Origin of the sequence: Rhodococcus sp. NPDC059969 (assembly GCF_042738325.1) — a bacterium.
Taxonomy (GTDB): Bacteria; Actinomycetota; Actinomycetes; order Mycobacteriales; family Mycobacteriaceae; genus Rhodococcus_F.
On the sequence record NZ_JBHWUF010000007.1, the window covers coordinates 245,229 to 267,258 of the forward strand.

Here is a 22,030-nt window from a genome sequence, read left to right on the forward strand (position 1 = left end):
GGAGCACCCCTTAAGTGGCGTCACAGAGTTTCAAGCGTTCAGCGCAGTTGGCAGTAGCCGGCGCGCTCGCAGTCGGTGCATTTGCTGCAACCGCTGCACCTGCCTCGGCAGACCCCATCACGATCCCCGGCGTCGGCACCTTCGAGGTTCCGGGCGTTTCTATTCCTCAGTTGCCGGTCATCCCGGGCATCACCGACATCGCACCGGCCGCACCGGCCGCTCCCATCTCCAGTGTTGGTGAGCAGGCAGTTCGCGCCGCAGAGAGCAAGCTGGGCTCCCCGTACGTGTACGGCGCATCGGGCCCGGACGCATTCGACTGCTCCGGTCTGGTCCAGTGGGCATACAAGCAGGCCGGCCTGAACCTGCCTCGCACGAGCTACGACCAGGCTGCAGCCGGCGTTGCCGTTGCACAGTCCGATCTCCAGGTCGGCGACGTGATCTCCTTCTACGGCGGATCGCACTCGGGCATCTACGCCGGCAACGGCAATGTCATCCACGCGTCGACCGCTGGTCAGCCCGTGAAGCTCGCACCGGTGTCCTCGATGCCGTACGACGGTGCTCGCCGTTACTGATTTCTGATCACGCTCGACGGCTGTCTCCGGTAGGCAGTCGGAACGATCCGCCGCTGCAAGGCGGCGGAGCTCGGGGGAGCTCCGGATCTTCGAATGTGGGCCTCGAATCTTCTGATTCGAGGCCCACATTTTTGGTTTCTCGACAATCCGCCGGTACTTCACCCCGACACGCCTACCGGCGAGTAGACACAAACGTATGCCGTTCCGTAACCTTACCGAGACATTTCGCGGCCGAGACAGGTACTGTGGATAGTTGACAGCCAGCTAACAGATCGTCGACCGGTCCCGGTCGACGTCGCTTCATCGAGACGGAGAGTTGCATTCCGTGGTTTCATCGAAAAACAACAGTCGAGTACGCGCCGCATTGACAGTGGGAGTGCTGGCGTTCGGACTCGTCGCAGGGCCTTCGATGCAGGCCGGTGCCGATCCCGTCATCACCAATCCGACCGAGGCACTCGACAAGCTGGGTGAGCTCTCCCGGGTATCCGAGCAGACCAACGAAGCGCTGCACAACGCGCAGATCGATCTCGACGCGAAGCTGGGCGTCGCGAACGATGCGGACGCGCGATCGGCAGCCGATCAAGGCCTTCTCGACGCGGCTTCGGCACGCGTCGCGGAGTTCGCTCCGGCGGTAAACCGCATTGCCACAGCGAATTACCAGGGTGCGCGGACCAATCGCCTCTTCGCTTTGATGGTGAGCGATTCGCCGCAGCAGTTGCTCGACCAGATGTCCGCGCTCGACGTGATCTCCAACGACGCCGCAGTGCAGGTCTCCCAGTTCAACCAAGCTACTGCCGATGCGCGTGCTGCCTCGGAAGCGTCGAAGCGATCGGCCGAAGAGGCTCGAACCGCCGCCGATCAAGCCCGTGCACTCAGTGACGACTTGCAGCGCAAGCAGAGTGAACTGCAGACGCAGATCGCCGATGTGACCAAGGCATTCCAGAACCTCACCGATGCCGAGCGTAACCAACTGAGCGGTACGCCATTCCCGCCGGACGTCGATCTCAGCAAAATTCTAGCTAACTTGACGCCAGGTTCCGGCGCCGCGGCGCTCCAGGCAGGCCTGACCCGTATCGGTGATCCGTACGTCTGGGGCGCAACCGGCCCGAACGAGTTCGACTGCTCAGGTCTGGTGGTCTGGGCCTACAAGCAGATCGGGAAGTCTCTGCCCCGTTCGAGCCAAGCGCAGGCGCAGGGCGGTGTTCCGGTCTCGAGGGACCAACTACAGCCCGGTGACGTCGTGACTTTCTACAGCGACAACTCGCATGTCGGTATCTACGCCGGCGACGGAAACATTCTGCATGCGTCGACGTTCGGCGTACCGGTAAAGGTTCAGTCGATGGCAGGCATGGAGTTTTCCACTGCGCGTCGTTACTGACGGCTTGCTACGTCCGGGCGACGTGTGGCCAGCCGCCGTGAAGCGTCGAGTCGAGTTCTCCTACACTCGGCACCGTGCCGACTGAACCGATGACGACGCCCGACGTCGGCGCAGATCGAAAACGCCGTTGGGAGTACCCAGCTCTCGTGGCACTCGGTGTTGCCGTGGTGCTCGTTCTCGGATTGACGATCTTCCTGACGAACAGGTCCGATTCCGACGAAAATGCAGCCAGCGAGCAGGATGCCGAACGAACCGCTCAGGTACAGGCCTTTCTCGATGCCTGGGCTGCGGCGCAGATGTCCGACGATCCGTCAGGGCTGGCGAAGTTCGTCGACGATGCCGCCGCACCCGGTGTGCTCGAAGCGGAAATTCGACGGGCCACCGCAGCGGGAGCGCTCGACTTCTCCGACTGGGGATACGAGATTCCCAGCGGCGGCCTGACTGCGGCGCCGCGAACCGGTGCGCCGGACGGAGACGTCGAAGTATGGAATGCGCAAGTCCTGTTGCGGTACGCCCTCGACGGCGTCGACGCGTTACCCACTCGCAAGGGCGTGTCCATGACGCTGGCGAAACGCGGTGATCAGTGGTCGGTTCTTGCCGACGGGGCGATCGTCGGACTGGACGGAGCCCGAACGACGGGCGAATCCTGGAACGGCCCTTGGGACTTCGGCCCGCTGGCCGTCGCCGAAAATTCTGTGGGTAACGCGCTGGTGATCGGGCATCCGGGTCAGCAGGCGTTTGTCGATGCCTTGGCGTCCGATGTGGACTCGGCCATCGAGAACACGACGCAATTGTGGGGTCCATGGTGGTCCGAGCGAGCGGTGCTCATGGTGGCTGGATCGGCGGAGGAATTCACCGCACTGGTCGGCTCCCATCACGACGGCGCTTCGATTGCCGCAGTGTCGGTCGCGGATGCGACGGCGGACGGGTCTTCCGACGTGAGCGGCCAGCGGGTGGTTTTCTCGCCTGCCGCGGCTTCGAGGTTGACCGACATCACCAGGCGAACGGTGTTGCGCCACGAACTCATGCACATAGCCGCCCGATCGAAAACCCGTGACGGGTCACCGATGTGGGTGTTGGAAGGGTTCGCCGAATACGCGGGTAACCGCGGATCCTCGCGGGCCTGGGGCGAGATCGCGCCGACTCTGGCTGCAGCGGTACGCGCCGGCGACACTCCTACCGAGTTTCCGGACGACACGCAGTTCGGCGGTGTACCGGTCGTGAGTTCACTGGCGTACGAATCGGCGTGGTCGATCAACGCGTACATCGCTGATCGATTCGGAGAGGCCAAGCTGACCGACCTCTTTCGGGCCCTGGCCTCCGGAAAGATGACGGCCGAAGACCTCGACTCGCGGATCCGAGCGGTGCTCGGCGTCGGAACCGAGGAACTACGAACCGGATGGGTCGACTGGACCAACAGCCATCTGGGCTGAGTAGTCGGCGGTTCGGTCGTTCGCGGCGCTGTCGTCCGTAACTGCGAGGTGACCTTGTCACGTCTCGACGAACCGGGTGCCCTACGGTGGACGGATGCGCCGGACCCTCTTGGTGACCAATGATTTTCCTCCTCGCCCCGGAGGTATCCAGTCTTATCTCCACACGTTCGCAGGGCACCTGCCGGCGGACAAGTTGGTGGTGTACGCGCCGCGGTGGCGGGGCGACTCGCACAAGAAGTTCGACGCGGCACAGCCTTTCGAGGTCGTTCGGCACCCGACGACGCTGATGCTGCCCTCGCCTTTTGTCGCTCGTCGGGCCGCGAAGCTGGTCAAGAAGCACGACTGTGAGTCGGTCTGGTTCGGTGCGGCGGCGCCGTTGGCATTGTTGGCGCCGGTTGTTCGGCGCGCCGGGGCGAGCCGAGTGATCGCGAGCACCCACGGCCACGAGGTCGGATGGTCGATGATTCCCGGTGCGCGGCAGTCGTTGCGCGTGATCGGTGACCACACGGATGCGGTGACGTTTGTCAGCAAGTACACCCGTGGACGGTTCTCGGCGGCTTTCGGCCCGCAAGCGGCACTCGAGCACCTGCCGTCGGGCGTCGACACGTCGGTGTTCCACCCGGACTCGGTCGCCCGGGCAGAACTGCGCAAGCGATACGGGTTGGGGGAGCGGCCCACGATCTTGTGCTTGTCGCGGCTCGTGCCCCGCAAGGGACAGGACATGCTTATCAAGGCGCTTCCGGCCATTCGCAAGAGCATCGACGGGGCGGTACTGGTGATAGTCGGCGGTGGGCCCTACGAAGACCACCTCCGTCAACTGGCGCGTAAAACCGGGATGGACGATCACGTCGTCTTCACCGGCACGGTGCCCGCCGCGGAGTTGTCGGCTCACCACACGATTGCCGACGTGTTTGCGATGCCGTGTCGTACCCGAGGCGCCGGCTTGGACGTCGAAGGATTGGGAATCGTCTACCTCGAGGCTTCGGCGACCGGCGTTCCGGTCATCGCCGGGCGCAGTGGTGGCGCCCCGGAAACGGTGCAGCAGAACAAGACCGGGCTCGTGGTCGACGGCACCTCGGTTCGTGACGTGGCCGAATCGGTGATCGAGGTTCTGTCCGATCGTGATCGAGCGGCCGCGATGGGAGCGGCCGGCCGGGCGTGGGTTGCCGAAGAATGGAAGTGGGACACGCTCGCTTCGAAGCTGCGTAATCTCCTCGGCTGAGCTACTGCGGACTCGAACGCCAACGGCCCGCACCGAATCCGGTGCGGGCCGTTCACTGCGGCGGAGACCTACTTGCCGGAAAACTACTTGGCGTAGATCTTTTCGATGTCGGCGGCAAAGCTCTCGTGCACGACGTTGCGTTTGAGCTTCATCGTGGGCGTGAGTTCGCCTGTGTCCTCGGAGAAGTCGACCGGAAGAATGCGGAACTTCTTGATCGCCTCGGCGTGTGAGACGAGCTTGTTGGCCTCGTCGATGGCGTCCTGGATTTCACCGACCAGTTCGCCGTCCGAGACCAGGTCGGCAGCTGTGGTTCCCGCGGCCTTGTTGTTGCGCTCGTTCCAGGCGGGGAGAGCCTCGGCGTCGATGGTGATGAGAGCGCCGATGAAGGGCTTCTGGTCGCCGACCACGATGGCCTGGCTGATCAGCGGATGGGCACGAAGGGAATCTTCGAGCTGAGCGGGAGAGACGTTCTTGCCGCCTGCCGTGACGATGATTTCCTTCTTGCGTCCGGTGATGGTGATGTAGCCGTCTTTGTCGACGGTGCCCAGGTCGCCGGTGTGGAACCAGCCGTCCTCGATCGACTCGGCGGTCGCCTTCTCGTTGCGCCAGTAGCCGGTGAAGACCACGGGTCCCGAGAGGAGGATCTCGCCGTCTTCGGCAACGCGAACGGAGTTGCCGGCCAAGGGCTTTCCGACGGAGCCGACCTTCTGGGCGCCGATGGTGTTGACGGCGAACGCTGCGGTGGTTTCGGTCAGTCCGTAGCCCTCGTAGATCGTGACGCCGATACCTCGGAAGAAGTGGCCGAGTCGAGCGCCGAGAGGTGCGCCACCGGAAATGGCCAGCTGGCACTGTCCGCCGAGTGCAGCGCGCAGCTTCGAGTAGACGAGCTTGTCGAAGAGGGCGTGCTTGGCTTTGAGGACGATGCCGGCGCCGCCCTTGTCCTGGGCCTCGCTCCAGGCAACCGCAGTGTCTGCGGCCGCGTCGAAGATCTTGCCCTTGCCGTCGCCGTGAGCCTTGGCACGTGCGCTGTTGTAGACCTTCTCGAATACACGCGGCACCGAGAGGATGAAGTCGGGCTTGAACTCACCGAACGTCGGAACGAGGTTCGGGATGTCGCTCGTGTGCCCCAGCGTTGCACCGGCATCGAACGACGCGATGCTCACTGCGCGAGCGAGAACGTGCGCGAGCGGCAAGAACATCAGGGTGCGAACACCGGGAGTCTTGAGCAGCGTGCCGAGGTTGGAGTCGAGGATGCCCTTCGACTCGGCAATGAGGTTGGAGTGCGTCAGCTGGCAACCCTTGGGTCGGCCTGTGGTGCCCGAGGTGTAGATCAGGGTGGCGGGATCGGAGGCCTTCAGTGCAGCGACGCGGGCGCGGACGTCCTCGTCGGAGATGTCGACGCCCAGTGCTGTCAGTTCCTCGACAACACCTTTACCGCCCGCCGCGGCATCGATCTGGTAGACCGAGCGGAGCGCGGGTGCGGCTGCAGCGACGTCCTTCACGGTCGCGGCGTGCGTGTCGTTCTCGACGATGAGGTCGATTGCCTCGGAGTCCTCGAGAATCCAACGAACCTGCTCGGCTGCGGAGGTTTCGTAGATCGGAACCGTCACGCCACCGGCTGCCCAGATTGCGTAGTCGACGAGCGGCCATTCGAAGCGAGTCGCCGACATGAGGCCGACGCGGTCTCCCTGCTTGACGCCGATCGCGATGAGCCCCTTGGCGACGGCGGTCACCTGAGCGGCGAAATCGCCCGCAGTGACATCGACCCATGCATTTCCGACTTTGCGCTTGTAGACAACCGCCGCCGGCTTCGTCTTCGCGAAGGCGAAGACCGAGTCGACCGCGGAGGCATCCTCGGGAATGGTGAACGTCTGGGGTGCGCTGAACTCAGGCACGAAATACCTCCGACACTGCGAAATACTGACGAGTAGGGTTTTCGTCTCCTACTGTAGTCGCATGTCCGACGCAGTTGTGGCCAGGCTTACAGTCTGTCCGGTATGCAGTGGTGCGACACCCCTCGACGCTTCGCCGACGCGATATGTGAAGCTACTTCGGTGAGCAGCATCCAGGTCGCAGACCAGACTTTCATCGCCGCCCCGCCCGAGCGGGTCGCCGAACTGTTGTCCTCGCGTGCGCGGTGGCGTCGCTGGTTCAGTGATATTGCGCTCGAAGTCCGGGAAGATCGTGGCCCCGCAGGATTTCGCTGGGGAGTGTCCGGTCAACTGGTCGGCACCATGGAGGTGTGGCTCGAACCGGTCATGGACGGGACGATCGCGCACTACTTCCTGCACTGTGAACCGGTCGGCGTATCACCGTCCGATCTGGGGAGCCTCGACCTCGCCGGGATGAACCGAAAGCGTCGGGTCGACGGCAAGGTCATGTCCTTCGAGCTCAAGCGCGAACTCGAAGCAGGGCGTGCCGCCGGAGTGGCACCGGACTGATAATCGAAGCAGTGCAGGTTCTGGACTCTTGACGAAGGAAGGTAGCGCAGTCGTATGGCCGAGAAGACCAAGGGGTTGATCAGCATCGACGCCCCTGCCGACGCCGTGATGAACGTCATCGCCGATTTCGCGCAGTACCCCGAATGGGTGGCCGCGGCGAAGTCTGTCGAGGTGACGGCGCCGGGGCAGGGCGGCCGCGCGGACCGAGTGCGTTTTGTCCTCGACGCGGGAATGGTGAAGGACACCTACGAACTGCAGTATTCGTGGGCGCCGGACGGTATGGCGGTGAGCTGGGAGCTGATCTCGGGTGAGATCCAGAAGTCCCAATTCGGTTCGTACACACTCGAACCCGGCCCGAATGGCACCACCTCGGTCACCTACGAGTTGACGGTCGACCTGACGATTCCGATGATCGGTCTGTTCAAGCGCAAGGCCGAGAAGATCATCACCGACACAGCTCTGAAAGAACTGAAGAAGCGAGTCGAGGGCTGAGTGCCGGAGCAACGATCGCGCGTCCAACTGTTCGTCGGTAAAGGCGGAGTAGGCACGACGACGCTTGCCGCCGCGACTGCTGTGTCGGCTGCGGCCGACGGGGCGAGAGTGCTGCTCGTGTCGATCGATCAGGCGGGTTCTCTCGCAGACGTCCTGGGCGTGCCGAATCCGCGAACGACCACATCTCTCACTGAGCGTCTCGATGTCCGGCAACTCGACACGTCAGCGCTCCTCGCGGACAAGTTCCGAGGATTGTCGGGGTTGATCGACGCTGCAGGAACTTTCGGAGCGGGAGATCACGAACACGGTTCGTCGTTCGAGGGCTTGGAACCGGAAGAGTTGACGGGATCCCTGGGCGTCCAGGACATACTCGGGCTCTCCGAGATCGTCGACTTCTCGGACAGCGGCGACTACGACCTGGTGATCGTGGACTGCCCGGCCGCAGCCGAAGCGCTGCGGATCCTCGGGTCGCCGTCGATGGTGTCGGAGTACCTCGAGCGAGTGTGGCCGCGGCACAGGCGGATGGTCGCCGTGACGGGCACGGACATGCGATTGCTGTTGCTCGTGTCCGTCATCGAACGGGTGCTCGCGTCGGTGGATCGAATCGCAGTGCATCTCACGGATCGGGAGAACACCAGCGTCCGTGTGGTGACGTCGGCGGATGGCGTGTCGGTCGCGGCGACTCGTCGGACGTTGTCAGGGCTGGCTCTCGCAGGTTTGCGAGTGGACGCGATTGTGGTCAACAACCTTGTCCCGCAGTTCAACTCGCCAGTTGCAAAGAGTGTCGACGATTCGCCAGCAGCGCAGTGGCTCGCTTCGATCCGGGCGTCACAAGAACTCGTCGTCGACGAATTTCGTGGATCAACCGATGGAATGTCCGTCACAACGGTCGAACGCGCCCGCGTCGAACCGGTAGGGTTGGCGGCTCTGGGCGAGATCGCGGCCACCTTCGAGGGTGAAACGGGCACTTTCGACACCGTCGATACCGCGGACAACATCGTGGTCTCGTTGGAGTCGGGGGCCGGAGTCGATTCGGTGTACGTGATGCGGATGTACCTTCCGCTCGTGGATCCGTCGTCGTTGTCGTTGGGCCGGGTGGAGGACGATGTGCTGGTGGGAGCAGACGGCGTACGACGCAGAGTTCGTTTGGCGTCGGTGCTGCGTCGTTGTGTCGTGAACGGGGCGGAGTTGGACGGCAGTTATCTGATCATCCGGTTCAGCCCGGATCCCGCCGTGTGGCCGGTATGAGCGAAGAGCACGAGCGCCTCGTCGCGGAATTTCGCGCGCTGGCGGATACCGTTCTGACACGGCTGGAACCGATGTTGCAGAAGGCTGCCGCAGCAACGGCCGACGTTGCGAGTGACTCGGCGTCCACGGACACGCAGCCGGTGTTCACCGGCTGCAGTTGGTGCCCGGTGTGCGCCCTCGCTGCACTGGTTCGCGGTGAGCACCACGAACTGCTGGCATTTCTCGCGGGTCAGGCAGCAGCGTTCCTTGCGTTGCTGCGCGAGATTCTCGACGAATTTCTCGGGGGGCCGTCCGGCCCGGATCGTGGACCTGACAGTGGTGCGACGACATCAGGGGCCGAGCGAACTCGGACGGCAGCATTTGTCCCGATCAACGTGACGGTCAAGGACTGACTTAGTACCCCGGGTAGAACGAACGGCTCGCGTTGAGCACAATCGACACAATGGTCACCGACGCACGAGGCACCGATACCGGGTGCGCACTCCAGCGGGCGCCGCTCGCGCGGGAATTGTCGCGATGAGCGCGCGCCGCTTGAAAGCGGTCTCCGACTCCTCCATGGACGACATCTTGACGGTCGGCATCGACGTCGGCGGGACGAGCATCAGGGCCTCCGTCGTGGACGTGGACGGACAAGTGCTCGAGATGATTCAAGCTCCGACTCCGCAGTCGGCGAGAGCTCTCGAGGACGGTCTTGATCGCGTCGTGCGAGAGTTGGTCACCAGGCACGAGGTATCGGCCGTGGGGTTGGCGGTCGCCGGGTTCATCACGTCCGATCGAAGCTCGGTACGCTTCGCGCCGCACTTGCCGTGGGTGGACGCCCCTGTCGGAAGCGACTTGAGCAAGCGACTCGGACTGCCGGTCGTTCTCGAGCACGACGCCAACGCAGCAGCATTCGCCGAACATCGATTCGGCGCGGCCGCAGGGGGCCGCAATGTCGTGATGGTGGCAATCGGGACCGGAATCGGCGGCGCGCTCCTGATCAACGGCGAGCTGTACCGGGGGAGTCACGGCGTCGCCCCCGAACTCGGCCACATCCAGGTCGTGCCAGGCGGGCGGCAATGCGCGTGTGGCAAACGTGGGTGCTGGGAGCGCTATTGCAGCGGAACGGCACTCGTGGACACGGCAATCGAACTGCTTGCCGCCGACCCGGCCGCGTCGACGGTTCTGGCGCGTGAGGTAGCGGTGGATCCGGGGTCCCTCACCGGTCGTCGGATCGCGAACGCCGCGCAGGACGGTGACCCACTCGCGCTGGCGACCATCGCCGAGTTCACCCGTTGGCTGGCCGTCGGATTGGCGATGGTCGGCGACGTCTACGACCCCGATCTGGTGGTGATCGCCGGCGGCGTCGCAAGTTCGGCCCCACTGTTTCTCGACGACGCCCGTGAGCAGTACGCGACATTGTTGACGGGCGCGAAGCACCGCCCGCTGGCACGAATCCGTTCGGCTCAGCTGGGCGAAGCCGCGGGGATGGTCGGCGCCGCAGCCTTGGCTCGCTCGGTAGTGCCTCAGGATCTCGGTGGGGTCGACGGCGCTGGAACCACATCTGCCGGACTGTGATCGGCGCGATCCTGCAGGGGCGTGTGTAGCGGGGGTTACGGGTCGGCAGTAAGGTCGTACTCAGCGAAATTCAGTTGTGAATGGGAGGGACGCCGTGTGGTATTGGCTCTTCAAGTATGTGTTGCTGGGGCCGATTCTCTGGCTGCTCGGGCGTCCGACGGTCAAGGGTCACGAGAACATTCCGACTGACGGAGCGGCCATCCTGGCCAGTAATCACCAGGCGGTTCTGGACTCGTTCTACCTTCCGCTTCGCGTCAACCGCCGCATCACGTTCCTTGCCAAGAGCGAGTACTTCACCGGTTCCGGCCTGAAAGGCGCTTTTCAGAAGTGGTTCTTCACCGCGGTCGGTCAGGTCCCCATCGACCGAACCGGCGCAGACGCCGCGCAGGATGCGCTCAACGCCGGTCTCACGGTTCTCGGTTCGGGCAGTCTGCTGGGTATCTACCCCGAGGGAACGCGCTCGCCTGACGGTCGCCTCTACAAGGGCAAGACCGGAATGGCGCGCCTCGCGCTCGAATCGGGTGTCAAGGTGATCCCGGTTGCGATGGTCGGTACCGACAAGATGAATCCGATCGGCTCACGGATGTGGCGCCCCGCCAAGGTCACCGTGATTGTCGGCGAACCCATCGATTTCTCCCGCTTCGAAGGCATGGGCGGAAACCGCTTCGTCGAGCGCGCTGTGACCGACGAGGTGATGTACAAGCTGATGAAACTCTCCGGCCAGGAGTACGTGGACATCTACGCGGCGAGCCTGAAAAACCAGGCGCCCACGAAACCCGAAGTTGCCGTCGACGTTCCGTCGGAAAACGGTGAGTCGGTTGTTGATCTCGTGACCTCGGCGGAGTCGAAGGAAGCCTCGAAGACCGACAAGGATTCGGTCCGGGACGCACAGGCCAGCTAGAGATTTCCCACATCTGCCGCACGCGCATTGGCTCCAGGGCCTACGCGTGCGGCATAGTTTTCGGACGTGCGCTACTTCTACGACTGTGAATTCATCGAAGACGGTCGAACCATCGATCTCGTGTCCATCGGCGTTGTCTGCGAGGACGGCCGGGAGTACTACGCGGTCTCGACGGAGTTCGATCCCGCCCGCGCCGGTAGTTGGGTGCGCAAGAACGTGCTTCCGAAGTTGCCGCAGCCGTCGTCGCCGCTGTGGAAATCACGCGAGAAGATCCGCGACGACATACTGAAATTCTTCGTTCCGCGGCCGATGGTCGTTCCGGAACTTTGGGCGTGGGTCGCCGCCTACGACCACGTCGCGCTGTGCCAACTGTGGGGCGATATGACCGAACTACCGCAGTCGATGCCGCGCTACACCCGCGAACTGCGACAGTTCTGGGAAGACAACGGCAGTCCTGCCCTCCCGTCAGCGCCTGCCGACGCACACGACGCACTTGCCGACGCCAGGCACAACCTCGTGAAGTTCGACGCGATTTCGGCAGCACGTTCACTTCGCTGACCCAGGTTTCGGTGCGCGAGAAGTGTCCCGATTGGGCTGCGATCGAGAGCCTGTGTGACGCGCCGACGGGCGAGCGAATATCCTGTAGAGGTGAACTGGACTGTCGACGTGCCGATCGACCGCTTACCCGAACTCCCGCCGCTGCCTGCCGGACTGCGTAAGCAGCTCGACGAGGCGCTCGCGAAGCCCGCTGCTCAGCAGCCCTCGTGGCCCGCTGACCAGGCCGCCGCCATGCGGACTGTGCTCGAGAGCGTGCCTCCCATCACGGTGGCCAGCGAAGTCGAGGCGCTGCAAGAGCGTCTCGCGCAGGTCGCGCGTGGCGAGGCATTCCTGCTCCAGGGCGGTGACTGCGCCGAGACCTTCGCGGACAACACCGAGCCGCACATCAAGGGAAACATCCGCACGTTGCTGCAGATGGCCGTCGTGCTCACCTACGGTTCCTCGATGCCGGTCGTCAAGGTCGCTCGCATCGCCGGCCAGTACGCCAAGCCGCGTTCCGCCGACATCGACTCGCTGGGTCTGAAGTCCTACCGCGGCGACATGATCAACTCGCTCGTCGCCGACGAGGCAGTCCGCGCGCACGATCCTTCACGTCTGGTGCGTGCATACGCCAACGCCAGCGCCGCGATGAACCTGGTTCGCGCACTCACCGGCGCCGGCATGGCCGACCTGCACAAGGTGCACGACTGGAACCGTGAGTTCGTCGCAGCGTCTCCCGCCGGCGCACGCTACGAGCAACTCGCTGCCGAGATCGACCGCGGCTTGCAGTTCATGAACGCGTGTGGCGTCACCGATCCGAGCCTGCACCAGGCACAGATCTTCGCCAGCCACGAGGCTCTGGTTCTAGACTACGAGCGCGCGATGCTGCGTCTCGACAACGACAGCGATCACCCCAAGCTCTACGACCTGTCGGCTCACTTCCTCTGGATCGGTGACCGCACCCGTCAGCTCGACGGCGCGCACATCGCCTTCGCCGAATTGGTGTCCAACCCGATCGGTCTCAAGATCGGTCCGAGCACGACGCCGGAAATGGCGGTGGAATACGTCGAGCGCCTCGACCCCACCAACAAGCCGGGTCGACTGACCTTGATCTCGCGCATGGGTAACGGCAAGGTCCGCGACCTGCTGCCCGCGATCATCGAGAAGGTCCAGGCCACCGGCCACCAGGTCATCTGGCAGTGCGATCCGATGCACGGCAACACGCACGAAGCCTCCACCGGATACAAGACGCGCCACTTCGACCGCATCGTCGACGAGGTTCAGGGCTTCTTCGAGGTCCACAACGGTCTCGGCACGCATCCGGGTGGCATCCACGTCGAGCTGACCGGCGAGAATGTCACCGAGTGCCTCGGCGGCGCACAGGATATCTCCGACCTCGATCTCGGCGGTCGCTACGAGACGGCGTGCGATCCGCGACTGAACACGCAGCAGTCGTTGGAGCTCGCCTTCCTCGTGGCGGAGATGCTGCGAGGCTGACACCTCGCCCGTACTGATTCGCCGGTAAACGCCCTCACCCGCTCGCGCAGGTGGGGGCGTTCGCTATTTCGTGAATCGCGTGACAAATCGGCGCTGCCACGGCATTTCGACGGCGCGAGGTGAGTAGTGTGCGCGAACGTACGCGGTGGCGTCCTGACTCGGCACGCCGTCCACGACGGCGAGAGCGGCCAAAGCTGTTCCGGTGCGGCCGTATCCACCACCGCACGCGATCTCGACTCGTTCGGTTTCCGAACGCACCCACGCTTCCTGCAGAGCGCTGCGCAGCGCAGCCGGATCGCTCGGCAACCAGAAATCCCGCCAGCGGACCCACACCGAATCCCACTCGGTAGCGGGAGGTTCCTTACCGGTCAGGTAGACGCCGAAGGTGGGGAGAGGTCCGGAAGGAAGTGGATTGCGGAGTCCTCGACCCCGGATCGATCGTCCCGTCGGCAGGTCGAGTATCCCTAAGCTCTCGGGTTCCCATGTGACCATGAATTCAGACTAGGCCGAAGCGAACTGTCAGGGAATTGCGACGACGCTGATGTCGGTGCCCTTGGCAACGAGGTCGTTCTTGACGCTCTGGCTGATGATGACCGAGCTGTCGTTCTGAGTGAGCTGACGCACGGTGATCTCGAGGCCGAGGCGGCCGAGTTCTTCGCGTGCGGAGGAGACGGAGCGGCCGATCAGCGAGGGAACCTTGACGGAGTCGGAGATCAGGAGAACAACGGAGGTGCCGGCGTTGACGGAGGATCCGACAGCGGGATCGGTGCCGATCACGTTGCCGCCCTCGACGGCGTCGTCGAACGTTGTTCTGGTGGTGCTGACGGAGATGCCAACCTTGTCGAGGGCGGCGCGTGCCGCGTTCTCGGACATGCCCTTCACATCGGGAATGTCGACTGGCGGTGACCCTTTGGACGTGATGACCTTGACCGAGGAGCCCACGGCAACTTCGGTTCCCGGTGCCGGGTCGAGGGCTGCCACGCCGCCGATCGGGATCTTGGAACTGAAGGTGTCCCCGCCGTCGACCGCCACGAGGGTGCGGTCGGAGAGTTGTGCGCCCAACGCCGTGACGTCGCCGCCGGCCGGAATGGGCGGGACCGTCGGACGCCCGAGCGAAGTCAGGAGCGCGACGGTCGAGCCTTTGGTGACCCTGGATCCGGAGGCCGGATCTGTCCCGATCACCGTGTCGATGGGTTGGGCATCGGAGTACTGACCCTGGACGTCGGGAGTGAGCCCGGCGTCCTGCAGGGCGGTGACCGCAGTGTCCTTGGTCAGCCCGTCGATCGAAGGAACGGCTGTGTAGCGGCCCGAGCCCATCCACCATCCGCCGAAGCCCAATGCAAGCGCGAGGACCGCGATGACGAGCAGCCAGATCAGGGTGGCTCGCCGCGATTTGCGTCGTGCCTCGACAAAATGAGCATGCGGATCGTGGGGCCCCAGTTGGTCGTCGCCGAAGTCGGAACCGTCGTCGAAATCCGAGTCGCCGTCGACCGTCGCCGGACGAGCAGTTTGAGCGGTGACCGCGCGAGTGTGCTGGATGCCGCCGGGGGGAGGGGAGCCCGTGCCGAGCGCCGTCGTGGCTGCGGCAGCAGGGGCAACGCCGGATGCCAACACCGTCGTGGCAGCAGAGTTCGGGCGCGCAGCAGAGTTCGGGCGCGCATCCGCGGGGGGCGCCGGCGCCGGTTGTGGCCGAGCCGGGGCAACCTGTGCGCTTTGGTGCTGGGCGCTTCGGCGCGGCGCCGGAACGCGGTACGACGGAAGCTCCAGTTGTTCGCTCACGCTGCGAAGTGCAGCTGCCATCTCACCGGCGTCGGCGAAACGATGTGCCGGCTCGCGATGAGTGGCTTCGGCAACCAGGCGATCGAACTGCGCCGGTACACCGGGGATGCGGGAACCGGGGCGCGGGACATCGTCGTGGATGCGTTGGTAAGCGATGGAGAGCGACGTATCACCGGTGAAAGGGGTTGTACCGGTGAGAAGTTCGAACATCAACACGCCGGTGGAGTAGACGTCGCTTCGAGTGTCGGCAATTCCGGACGTCACCTGTTCCGGCGACAGATAGGCCGCGGTGCCGAGGATCACGCTGTTGGATGTGGTGGTTGCTGCCGCGGCCGCACGCACCAATCCGAAGTCGGCGATTTTCACTTCACCGGTGTCGGAGATGAGGATGTTCTCCGGTTTGACGTCACGGTGAACCAGTCCCGCTCGGTGCGCGACCGCCAGCGCGTCCAGGACAGGCGCTACGACCGCTGCAACGGCGTGAGGCGGCATCGGTCCGCGCTCACGAAGGAGTTCGCGCAAAGTTCCACCGTCGACGAGTTCCATCACGAGGAACACGTGATTGCGATCGCTGCCCTGGTCGTAGACGGCCACCAGGGCCGGATGCTTGAGCCGGGCCACGGCCCTGGCCTCGAACTCGAAACGAGTCAGGAACGCTGGATCACCGGCGAACTGCGGATCCATCACCTTGATCGCGACAGGTCGATCCAACCGTGTATCGAGGCCTCGATACACGGTCGACATACCGCCGCGCGCGATCGGTGCGTCCACTCGATAGCGGCGCTCGAGCATTTCGCCGATCAACCCTCGACCTCCGTAATGACTGTTCCTCCGTGTTTACGATCTGCGTGTTTACGATCTGTGTGGTGGCTATCGGCAAGTAAGTGGTTGTATGCGGCGCAATGGCCCCCGCCGTACGGGCGCCGATTCACGGTCACCGCGCATTCCCGGTTACTGATACGCCGCATCCCGTCCATCGTAGCCAGCGATACCGACGCGGAAGTCTCGAGAACGTCACAGAGCGTATTGGCCGAACCGGAGCGACGGTTTCGAGCACGCCGCCGGGCGGTACACAGCGGGCACGCCGGACCGGATAAACTTCCCGCGGTGAGCGCGATTCCTTATTGTGATGATGTCCTGGATTCTTCGGTTTCCCTGTTTCAACTGGTGGATGTGGCGAAGAACGTCGGGTTGCCGGTGAGTAAGGTTCACCAGTTGCTTCGCGATCACAAGATCATCGCAGTCAAGCGTCACGGTGTTCTCGGTGTTCCCGAAGTGTTCTTCGGCGAGGACGGCCAGATCGTCAAGTGGCTGCCCGGTCTCCTGGCGGTACTGCACGACGGCGGCTACACCGACATCGAAATCCTTCGCTGGTTGTTCTTGGCCGACGACTCCCTGCCGGGCCGCCCGGTAGACGCGCTGCACGGTCATCTCGCGCGTGAGGTCATCCGCCGCGCGCAGGCGATGGCTTTCTAACTTGCCGGCTTTCTGACAACTCACCCACTGCGCATTCAACCGCGCCGGATTTTCGCCGCGTACGTAGCCGACCGGACGAGACCGGGCGCCGCGACTCGAAGTCGCGTGCGTCCGGGAACGGATACTCGTCGATGCAGGATCCGGAAGTCGGCGCGCTCGACCTGATCGAGAATTGCTCCGTACAACACGAAAGCTGTGTGAATCGACGGCTGGACTCGCCGGTCGAGCATCGGGATTCCGGATTCGGCAGACCGATACCGTCCTCGCGTCACGGCAATGAAGTGTGCCAGTGCACGCTTGACGCGAACGTCCACCGTGCCGGTTCTGCGCCCGTGCTCGAGCATCTCGATGTCGACGCCGAATGCGGCGAACTCGCTTGCCGGTAGATACAGGCGTCCGCGGTCGAGGTCTTCGCCGACGTCGCGGATGAAGTTGGTCAGCTGAAACGCCTCACCGAGATTCGACGCGGGCACCACTGCTTCCTGCTGCGGAACGCTCACTCCGAGGATCGGGAGCATCTGCAAACCGATGACGACGGCCGAGCCGTACATGTACTCGCCCAGTTCGTCCATGGTGTTGTAGACGGGTCGAAACTTCGCCGTGTCGGGGGCGTCCATCCGCATGGACTCGAAGAAGGCTTCGAAATATGTACGAGGAATGTCGAACGTCTTCACGGCGTCGGCGAAGGCCGGCAGTACCCGGTTCAGGTCCGCGGGAACCGTCGCCGGGAGGTCACGGATTCCGGTGGCGTGCAGTGCCGTGAACGTCGCACGTTCGACGTCGGCGAGGACAGTGCCGCGTTCATGTGGACCCGACGGCTCGTCCACGATGTCGTCGACGACGCGAGCAAATGCGTAGAGGGCATGAACTGCGCGGCGTCGTGGCTCGGGTAGCAACCGGGCGGCCAGAAAGTACGTGCGGCCGTGTTCCTTCGTCACGCCCTCGCAGAATCCGTAGGACGCGGACAGTGCGTTCATGACAAGTGGATCGCGCGGATCAAGGCGCCGGGGTCGCCGAGGCTGGTGTAGAGACTTCGGCCGGTTTTTCATGACGGCGACCACGAAGTCGGAGTGGGTCTTCCGTCTGCAAGGACATCGCCGCGATCACGGCGGCGAAGACGGCCAGAGCCACATGCGGGAAGGTGTACAGGCCGATGGATCCGTCCGGCTGGAACACGAGCATCAGCCAGGTGGACAGGCCGGTGAGTACAGCGAGGGTGGTCGGCGACATTGCAAAACCGGCCGCTACTGCCAGCGGCCAGGAGTAGTACCAGGGGAGTGCGGCGGGGGAGAGAATGACGATGGCGACCATCACGATCACGATGCCCATGACGGCGTCGCGCTCGGTCTTGCGGTAGCGCCACCACACGACGGCGATGATCGCGATCAACACAACTGCCGAGATGGTCCGGGAGACTTCGAGGATGTCGTTGAAATGGTCGCCGGCGAACCAGGAGGTGGCCATGGTTCCGATGTGCGCCACGATCGTGGGCAGCGAGAGCCAGTTGATGATCTTTGCCGAGCCGGAGAGCGCTGTTGTCCAGCCGAGGCCGACGCCGGCAATCAGTGAGGTGGATCCCAGTACTGCCACGAACACCGCGAAACCGGCACCGGCCGTCTTGACGAACGACCGGATCGGTGACGCCGGTTCGCGGCCGGCGGCCGCGGCATCCTCCCGCTCGTGGATCATCCAGATCCAGACGATGAACGGGAGCGCAACGCCCGCGGTTGCCTTGATCGCGACGGCGAGTGCAATCAACCCTATTCCGAACAGATGCTTGCGTTCGAGAGCGAGCGCGATGCCTGCGGCCATGAGGCCGACCATGAGCATTTCGTTGTGAACGCCGCCGATCAGGTGGATCAGGACGAGGGGATTGAGTACTGCGAGCCACAGAGCGATCGAGGTGTTTCCGCCGAGCTTCGTCGCGAGATGGGGGACGGCCCACATCATCAGGGCGAGTCCGGGGAGCATCGTGATCCGCAACAGCATCGTGCCCGCGATGACGTTCTCACCGGTCAGACGAACAATGGCGTCGGCGAGGAGAAGGTGAACCGGCCCGTACGGAGTAGTAGTCGTCGTCCACACGTTGGAGACGTTGTCGAGCAGGATGCCCGGATTGACGACGGGGCCGACGGCGTACGGGTCGAAGCCGTTGCGCAACAAAGCGCCTTGTGCCAGGTAGGAGTAGGCGTCACGGCTGAACATGGGAACCGCGAACAGCAGCGGAAACGTCCAGACCGGGACGACGTAGCGCAGACCGCGCAGCGAGACGTCACCGCGCAGAGTCGAGCGGCCCAGTCGAACCCAGGCGCCGATCATGCAGAGAACACCGATCCACACGATGGCCGCCGACAGGATCGATCCGTGTCCGAAACGTAGCCAGGACAGATGCATCGACTCGAGCAGTGGATCCTGGCGCCGGACGCTACCGGCGCCGAATCCACCGAAAGTGATCATGACTGCGCCGAAGAAACCGAGCAGTGCACTGTGACCTTCGGGAGTCCGAAGGAAATTGGCGGCCCTTAGGTGCCACGGTATTTCAGTGGCTGCGGCAGAGGACGTCATCGGTGCAGGTTCCTCCCCCGAGGAGATCGGTGTCGATCGGCGCGTGCAGCGCCCGAGTCGGTGAATCGTGGATGAATGGTCGGTTACGAGGGGCTAGTTTAGTTGCTCGCACGAGTGCCCACCGCGCTGGCTCGCTCGCGTGTACCGGTAATACGTTCGGCGGCGAGCCGACCGGACAGCAGAACGGTCGGTACTCCTACCCCCGGAACGGTTCCCGACCCGGCGAGAACGACGTTGTCGAAGCCGCGGGCGAGGTTCTTGCGTCGGAACGGCCCCGTCTGGGTGAAGGTGTGTGCCGCCGCGAACGGACTACCGGCGGCCATGCCCTTCTCGAGCCAGGTCTGCGGGGTGTCGACGTGATCGATCTCGAACGACTCGACCAGTCCCGTGTAACCGCGTTCCTGCAGCGTGAGGAGGATTTCGCGAACGTAGGGCATGCCGAGAGTCGACCAGTCGAGCGGCGCACTGTCCAGATTCGGGCACGGCGCGAGGACTGACAACGGTTCACGGATCCGGCCGTCTCGCGAGAAGGCCAAGCCCGGATCGGTCTGTGCCGGTCGGGTGACGAGCAGTGACGGATCACTCATCAGTTGCCCGCGGCCGCGGCGTGCCGTGATCTCGGCGAAGGTACGCTTCCACGCCTCGCCGAAGTCGATCATGTGGTGTCGCTGCGCGGGCCATCCGTCGGCGACCGCAGAGGAAACAGTGCCATGAATCACGACCGCGGACGGCGATGTACGCACCCGGCGCGGGCGGAATCGGGTATGTGGGCGCAAGAGCGAGTCCGTGACGGCCATGTCGGGAGTGAGGACAGCGGCGTCACAGTGGAAGCGCTCACCGTCGCGTGTGTGAACGGCTTGCACGCGCCGATCGCTCACTTCGAGGCGTTCGACAGTGCGGCCGAGATGCAGAATTCCACCGGCCTCGGTGAAGGCGTCGGCCATGGACTCGGCGATCGTGCGCATCCCGCCCTCGGGGAAGTAGACGCCGAGCGAGGTATCCATGTGCGCGATCGCCCCGTACACCGCGAGGGCTCGAGACGGAGCAACGCCGGCATACAGCGCTTGGAAGGTGAAGATCCGCCGAAGGCGAGGGTCGCGGATCTTGCGATCCACCTGCCCACCCAGTTTCCCGAATCCTCCCAGCGCGACGAGTCGGCTCAGATCCTTGACCGCGGCACGCGAATTGACCAGTCCGAGGGGAGAATCGAAGTCGGCGTCCATGAAGCGATCGAATTCGGCGTCGAAGATTCGGTTCAGCCATCGGCGCAGCACGCGATATCGCTGCGCTTCTTCCGGCCCGCAGACGCGGGCTACTTCGGCAGCCATGTCTTCGGGATCGGCGTGAACATCGAGAGCGGTGCCGTCCGCGAATCGCGCGTGGTACGTCGGATCGAGCTTGTGCACAACGAATTTGGGGTTCGTCGAGTCGGGGTCGGCGCCGACGGCGGCAAGGGCGTTTTCGACGAGTTCGGGCATCGTCAGCACGGTGGCGCCGTTGTCGATGCTGTAGTCACTGCCTTCGTAGATGCCGACTCGTCCACCGACCGAACTGTTGCTCTCGAGAATCGTGACTTCGCGCCCGGCGCCCCGCAGATACAACCCTGCAGACAGTCCGGCGAGTCCGGCGCCGACGATCACGACCCGATCGGTCGGCGAGCTGACAGTTCGAGTGCGGTGCACGTCTGCCACGGTCAGTAGCTTCGCTTCGTGGCCGCGACCGCCATGTCGGTGAGACGAGCCTTGGCCTGCGCCGTTGCTGTGCTTGCACCGAGAGCGTTCGACGCTGCCTCGACGAGAGTGTCGATCTGCGTCTCGACGTCGGTGACGGCGCCGAGATCGGTCATCACCTCGCGCAGGGTGTCCACTTCGTTGGCGGTCAGGTCGGTGCCGATTCCGTTGCGAAGTAGTTCGGCCGCCGCCGGGTCCGCGGCGTCGGCGCGGGCGAGTGCCATCGCGAACAGCACAGTGCGCTTGCCTGCAATGAGATCGTCGCCCGAGGGTTTGCCCGTGACGGACGGGTCTCCGAACACTCCGAGTAGGTCGTCGCGAAGTTGGAACGCGATGCCGATGTCGGTTCCGAACGTGCGGTAAGCGTCGATCAGCTCGGCGTCTGCACCGAACAGTGCGGCGCCGAGGTGCAGTGGGCGTTCGATCGTGTACGCGGCGGTTTTGTAGCGGTTGACCCGCATGGCCGCCTCGACGGTTTCGTCACCGCGGGCTTCGTTGCTGATGTCGAGGAACTGGCCACCGAGCACCTCGGTGCGCATTGCCGACCAGACCGGGCTGACCCTTGCGGCCGCCTCGGGGCTGATCCCGGATTCTCGGATCATGTCGTCCGCCCAGGCCAACGCCAGGTCGCCGAGCAGAATGGCGACGGCCTCGCCGAAGTGCGCGGAGTCGCCGCTCCACTTCTCGCCGCGGTGCTGGTCCTCGAATTCGACGTGAACGGTCGGGAAGCCGCGCCTGGTCGTTGATGCGTCGATGATGTCGTCGTGGACGAGCGCGCAGGCCTGAACCAGTTCGAGGGCCGCGCACGCACGAATCACCGCGTCCGCGTCGCTCCCGTTCGGGTCGCCTCCGGCGCCGAGCCAACCCGTCCAGGCGAACGACGGCCGGACCCGCTTTCCCCCACGCAGGACAAAGGCCTCGAGGGTATCGACGGCCTTCTCGTATCCACCGCCGATGTTCGAGACGAGTTCGCGGCGTGAAGCGAAGAAGTCGCGGAGCGCTCCTTCGAACATGCCTGGCAGTTCGAGTGAGGTCGGATGCGGTGCGGTGTTGGTCGAACTCTGTCCAACGCGCGCGGTTCCTGCGGACAGGGTGGCCTCCAAGATCGGTATGTTCTCGCGCCGGAGGGTTACACGGAAGCGAGCTTGGAGCCCAGCTTAGTGGGGGTTGGAATCAACGGCGGGTCGGGCCGTGAACTGCGT

Annotated in this window: 20 protein-coding genes; 13 read left to right on the forward strand and 7 right to left on the reverse strand. The window is 64.2% G+C overall.

Annotated features, from left to right (window positions below; genetic code table 11):
* The first annotated feature begins 14 nt into the window (after positions 1 to 14).
* The 4 genes from ACFWAD_RS20440 to ACFWAD_RS20455 all read left to right on the forward strand — a co-directional run bounded on the left by ACFWAD_RS20440 (position 15) and on the right by ACFWAD_RS20455 (position 4,605).
* Positions 15 to 572, forward strand: coding sequence for a C40 family peptidase (locus ACFWAD_RS20440; protein ID WP_151531771.1), 558 nt, complete (start codon positions 15 to 17; stop codon positions 570 to 572).
* A 325-nt stretch (positions 573 to 897) separates the two neighbouring features.
* On the forward strand, positions 898 to 1,950 hold the full coding sequence (locus tag ACFWAD_RS20445; RefSeq protein WP_378538842.1) for a C40 family peptidase: 1,053 nt from the start codon (positions 898 to 900) through the stop codon (positions 1,948 to 1,950).
* Between the two features lie 74 nt (positions 1,951 to 2,024).
* Entirely contained in the window at positions 2,025 to 3,383 is a 1,359-nt protein-coding gene (locus ACFWAD_RS20450; RefSeq protein ID WP_378547074.1) for a peptidase MA family metallohydrolase, read from the forward strand.
* Between the two features lie 94 nt (positions 3,384 to 3,477).
* Entirely contained in the window at positions 3,478 to 4,605 is a 1,128-nt protein-coding gene (locus ACFWAD_RS20455) for a glycosyltransferase family 4 protein (protein ID WP_378538840.1), read from the forward strand.
* An 83-nt stretch (positions 4,606 to 4,688) separates the two neighbouring features.
* Here the strand turns inward: ACFWAD_RS20455 and ACFWAD_RS20460 are convergent, their stop codons facing one another.
* Positions 4,689 to 6,500: an AMP-dependent synthetase/ligase gene (locus tag ACFWAD_RS20460; RefSeq protein WP_378538839.1), complete on the reverse strand. Its 1,812-nt coding sequence runs from the start codon at positions 6,498 to 6,500 to the stop codon at positions 4,689 to 4,691.
* Between the two features lie 159 nt (positions 6,501 to 6,659).
* On the opposite strand from ACFWAD_RS20460, the gene ACFWAD_RS20465 reads away from it, so the two are divergent.
* From ACFWAD_RS20465 to ACFWAD_RS20500, 8 genes are all read left to right on the forward strand, one after another.
* Positions 6,660 to 7,046, forward strand: coding sequence for a polyketide cyclase / dehydrase and lipid transport (locus tag ACFWAD_RS20465; protein ID WP_378547077.1), 387 nt, complete (start codon positions 6,660 to 6,662; stop codon positions 7,044 to 7,046).
* 54 nt (positions 7,047 to 7,100) lie between these two features.
* Positions 7,101 to 7,538: an SRPBCC family protein gene (locus ACFWAD_RS20470; protein ID WP_378448008.1), complete on the forward strand. Its 438-nt coding sequence runs from the start codon at positions 7,101 to 7,103 to the stop codon at positions 7,536 to 7,538.
* Entirely contained in the window at positions 7,539 to 8,786 is a 1,248-nt protein-coding gene (locus tag ACFWAD_RS20475) for an ArsA family ATPase (RefSeq protein ID WP_378547080.1), read from the forward strand. It abuts the gene before it with no gap.
* Entirely contained in the window at positions 8,783 to 9,178 is a 396-nt protein-coding gene (locus ACFWAD_RS20480) for a hypothetical protein (protein ID WP_378538836.1), read from the forward strand. Before ACFWAD_RS20475 ends, ACFWAD_RS20480 begins: the two co-directional genes overlap by 4 nt.
* Before the next feature lie 124 nt (positions 9,179 to 9,302).
* Complete coding sequence (locus ACFWAD_RS20485) at positions 9,303 to 10,343, forward strand: ROK family protein (RefSeq protein ID WP_051119159.1); 1,041 nt, start codon at positions 9,303 to 9,305, stop codon at positions 10,341 to 10,343.
* 94 nt (positions 10,344 to 10,437) lie between these two features.
* Positions 10,438 to 11,244: a lysophospholipid acyltransferase family protein gene (locus ACFWAD_RS20490; RefSeq protein WP_378547083.1), complete on the forward strand. Its 807-nt coding sequence runs from the start codon at positions 10,438 to 10,440 to the stop codon at positions 11,242 to 11,244.
* Positions 11,245 to 11,310: 66 nt separating this feature from the next.
* Positions 11,311 to 11,802: a polyadenylate-specific 3'-exoribonuclease AS gene (locus ACFWAD_RS20495; protein ID WP_378547086.1), complete on the forward strand. Its 492-nt coding sequence runs from the start codon at positions 11,311 to 11,313 to the stop codon at positions 11,800 to 11,802.
* Positions 11,803 to 11,892: 90 nt separating this feature from the next.
* Positions 11,893 to 13,278 carry a class II 3-deoxy-7-phosphoheptulonate synthase gene (locus tag ACFWAD_RS20500; RefSeq protein WP_007730070.1) on the forward strand — a complete coding sequence of 462 codons (1,386 nt, stop codon included), beginning with the start codon at positions 11,893 to 11,895 and terminating at the stop codon, positions 13,276 to 13,278.
* Positions 13,279 to 13,341: 63 nt separating this feature from the next.
* Here the strand turns inward: ACFWAD_RS20500 and ACFWAD_RS20505 are convergent, their stop codons facing one another.
* Positions 13,342 to 13,770 (reverse strand): protein phosphatase, encoded by a 429-nt coding sequence (locus tag ACFWAD_RS20505; protein ID WP_378547089.1) that lies wholly within the window; start codon positions 13,768 to 13,770, stop codon positions 13,342 to 13,344.
* A gap of 27 nt (positions 13,771 to 13,797) precedes the next feature.
* Positions 13,798 to 15,861 carry a Stk1 family PASTA domain-containing Ser/Thr kinase gene (pknB, locus tag ACFWAD_RS20510; RefSeq protein ID WP_378547092.1) on the reverse strand — a complete coding sequence of 688 codons (2,064 nt, stop codon included), beginning with the start codon at positions 15,859 to 15,861 and terminating at the stop codon, positions 13,798 to 13,800.
* A gap of 303 nt (positions 15,862 to 16,164) precedes the next feature.
* On the opposite strand from pknB, the gene ACFWAD_RS20515 reads away from it, so the two are divergent.
* The gene (locus tag ACFWAD_RS20515) at positions 16,165 to 16,533 is read left to right on the forward strand and encodes an Rv2175c family DNA-binding protein (RefSeq protein ID WP_378547095.1); all 369 of its coding nucleotides are present in this window, start codon (positions 16,165 to 16,167) and stop codon (positions 16,531 to 16,533) included.
* Between the two features lie 35 nt (positions 16,534 to 16,568).
* Here the strand turns inward: ACFWAD_RS20515 and ACFWAD_RS20520 are convergent, their stop codons facing one another.
* The 4 genes from ACFWAD_RS20520 to ACFWAD_RS20535 all read right to left on the reverse strand — a co-directional run bounded on the left by ACFWAD_RS20520 (position 16,569) and on the right by ACFWAD_RS20535 (position 21,931).
* Entirely contained in the window at positions 16,569 to 17,510 is a 942-nt protein-coding gene (locus ACFWAD_RS20520) for a phytoene/squalene synthase family protein (protein ID WP_378547098.1), read from the reverse strand.
* Positions 17,511 to 17,529: 19 nt separating this feature from the next.
* Positions 17,530 to 19,098, reverse strand: coding sequence for an alpha-(1->6)-mannopyranosyltransferase A (locus ACFWAD_RS20525; RefSeq protein WP_378547101.1), 1,569 nt, complete (start codon positions 19,096 to 19,098; stop codon positions 17,530 to 17,532).
* A 98-nt stretch (positions 19,099 to 19,196) separates the two neighbouring features.
* Positions 19,197 to 20,789, reverse strand: coding sequence for a phytoene desaturase family protein (crtI, locus tag ACFWAD_RS20530; RefSeq protein ID WP_378547104.1), 1,593 nt, complete (start codon positions 20,787 to 20,789; stop codon positions 19,197 to 19,199).
* Between the two features lie 2 nt (positions 20,790 to 20,791).
* Positions 20,792 to 21,931 carry a polyprenyl synthetase family protein gene (locus ACFWAD_RS20535; RefSeq protein WP_378547107.1) on the reverse strand — a complete coding sequence of 380 codons (1,140 nt, stop codon included), beginning with the start codon at positions 21,929 to 21,931 and terminating at the stop codon, positions 20,792 to 20,794.
* Positions 21,932 to 22,030 lie beyond the last annotated feature (99 nt).

What these genes read in the sequence shown, in the direction of transcription:
- ACFWAD_RS20455 (WP_378538840.1), top strand. Translation starts at nt 3,478, where the DNA reads ATGCGCCGGACCCTCTTGGTGACCAATGATTTTCCTCCTCGCCCCGGA.
- ACFWAD_RS20470 (WP_378448008.1), top strand. Translation starts at nt 7,101, where the DNA reads ATGGCCGAGAAGACCAAGGGGTTGATCAGCATCGACGCCCCTGCCGAC.
- ACFWAD_RS20480 (WP_378538836.1), top strand. Translation starts at nt 8,783, where the DNA reads ATGAGCGAAGAGCACGAGCGCCTCGTCGCGGAATTTCGCGCGCTGGCG.
- ACFWAD_RS20485 (WP_051119159.1), top strand. Translation starts at nt 9,303, where the DNA reads ATGAGCGCGCGCCGCTTGAAAGCGGTCTCCGACTCCTCCATGGACGAC.
- ACFWAD_RS20505 (WP_378547089.1), bottom strand. Translation starts at nt 13,770, where the DNA reads ATGGTCACATGGGAACCCGAGAGCTTAGGGATACTCGACCTGCCGACG.
- ACFWAD_RS20520 (WP_378547098.1), bottom strand. Translation starts at nt 17,510, where the DNA reads ATGAACGCACTGTCCGCGTCCTACGGATTCTGCGAGGGCGTGACGAAG.
- ACFWAD_RS20525 (WP_378547101.1), bottom strand. Translation starts at nt 19,098, where the DNA reads ATGACGTCCTCTGCCGCAGCCACTGAAATACCGTGGCACCTAAGGGCC.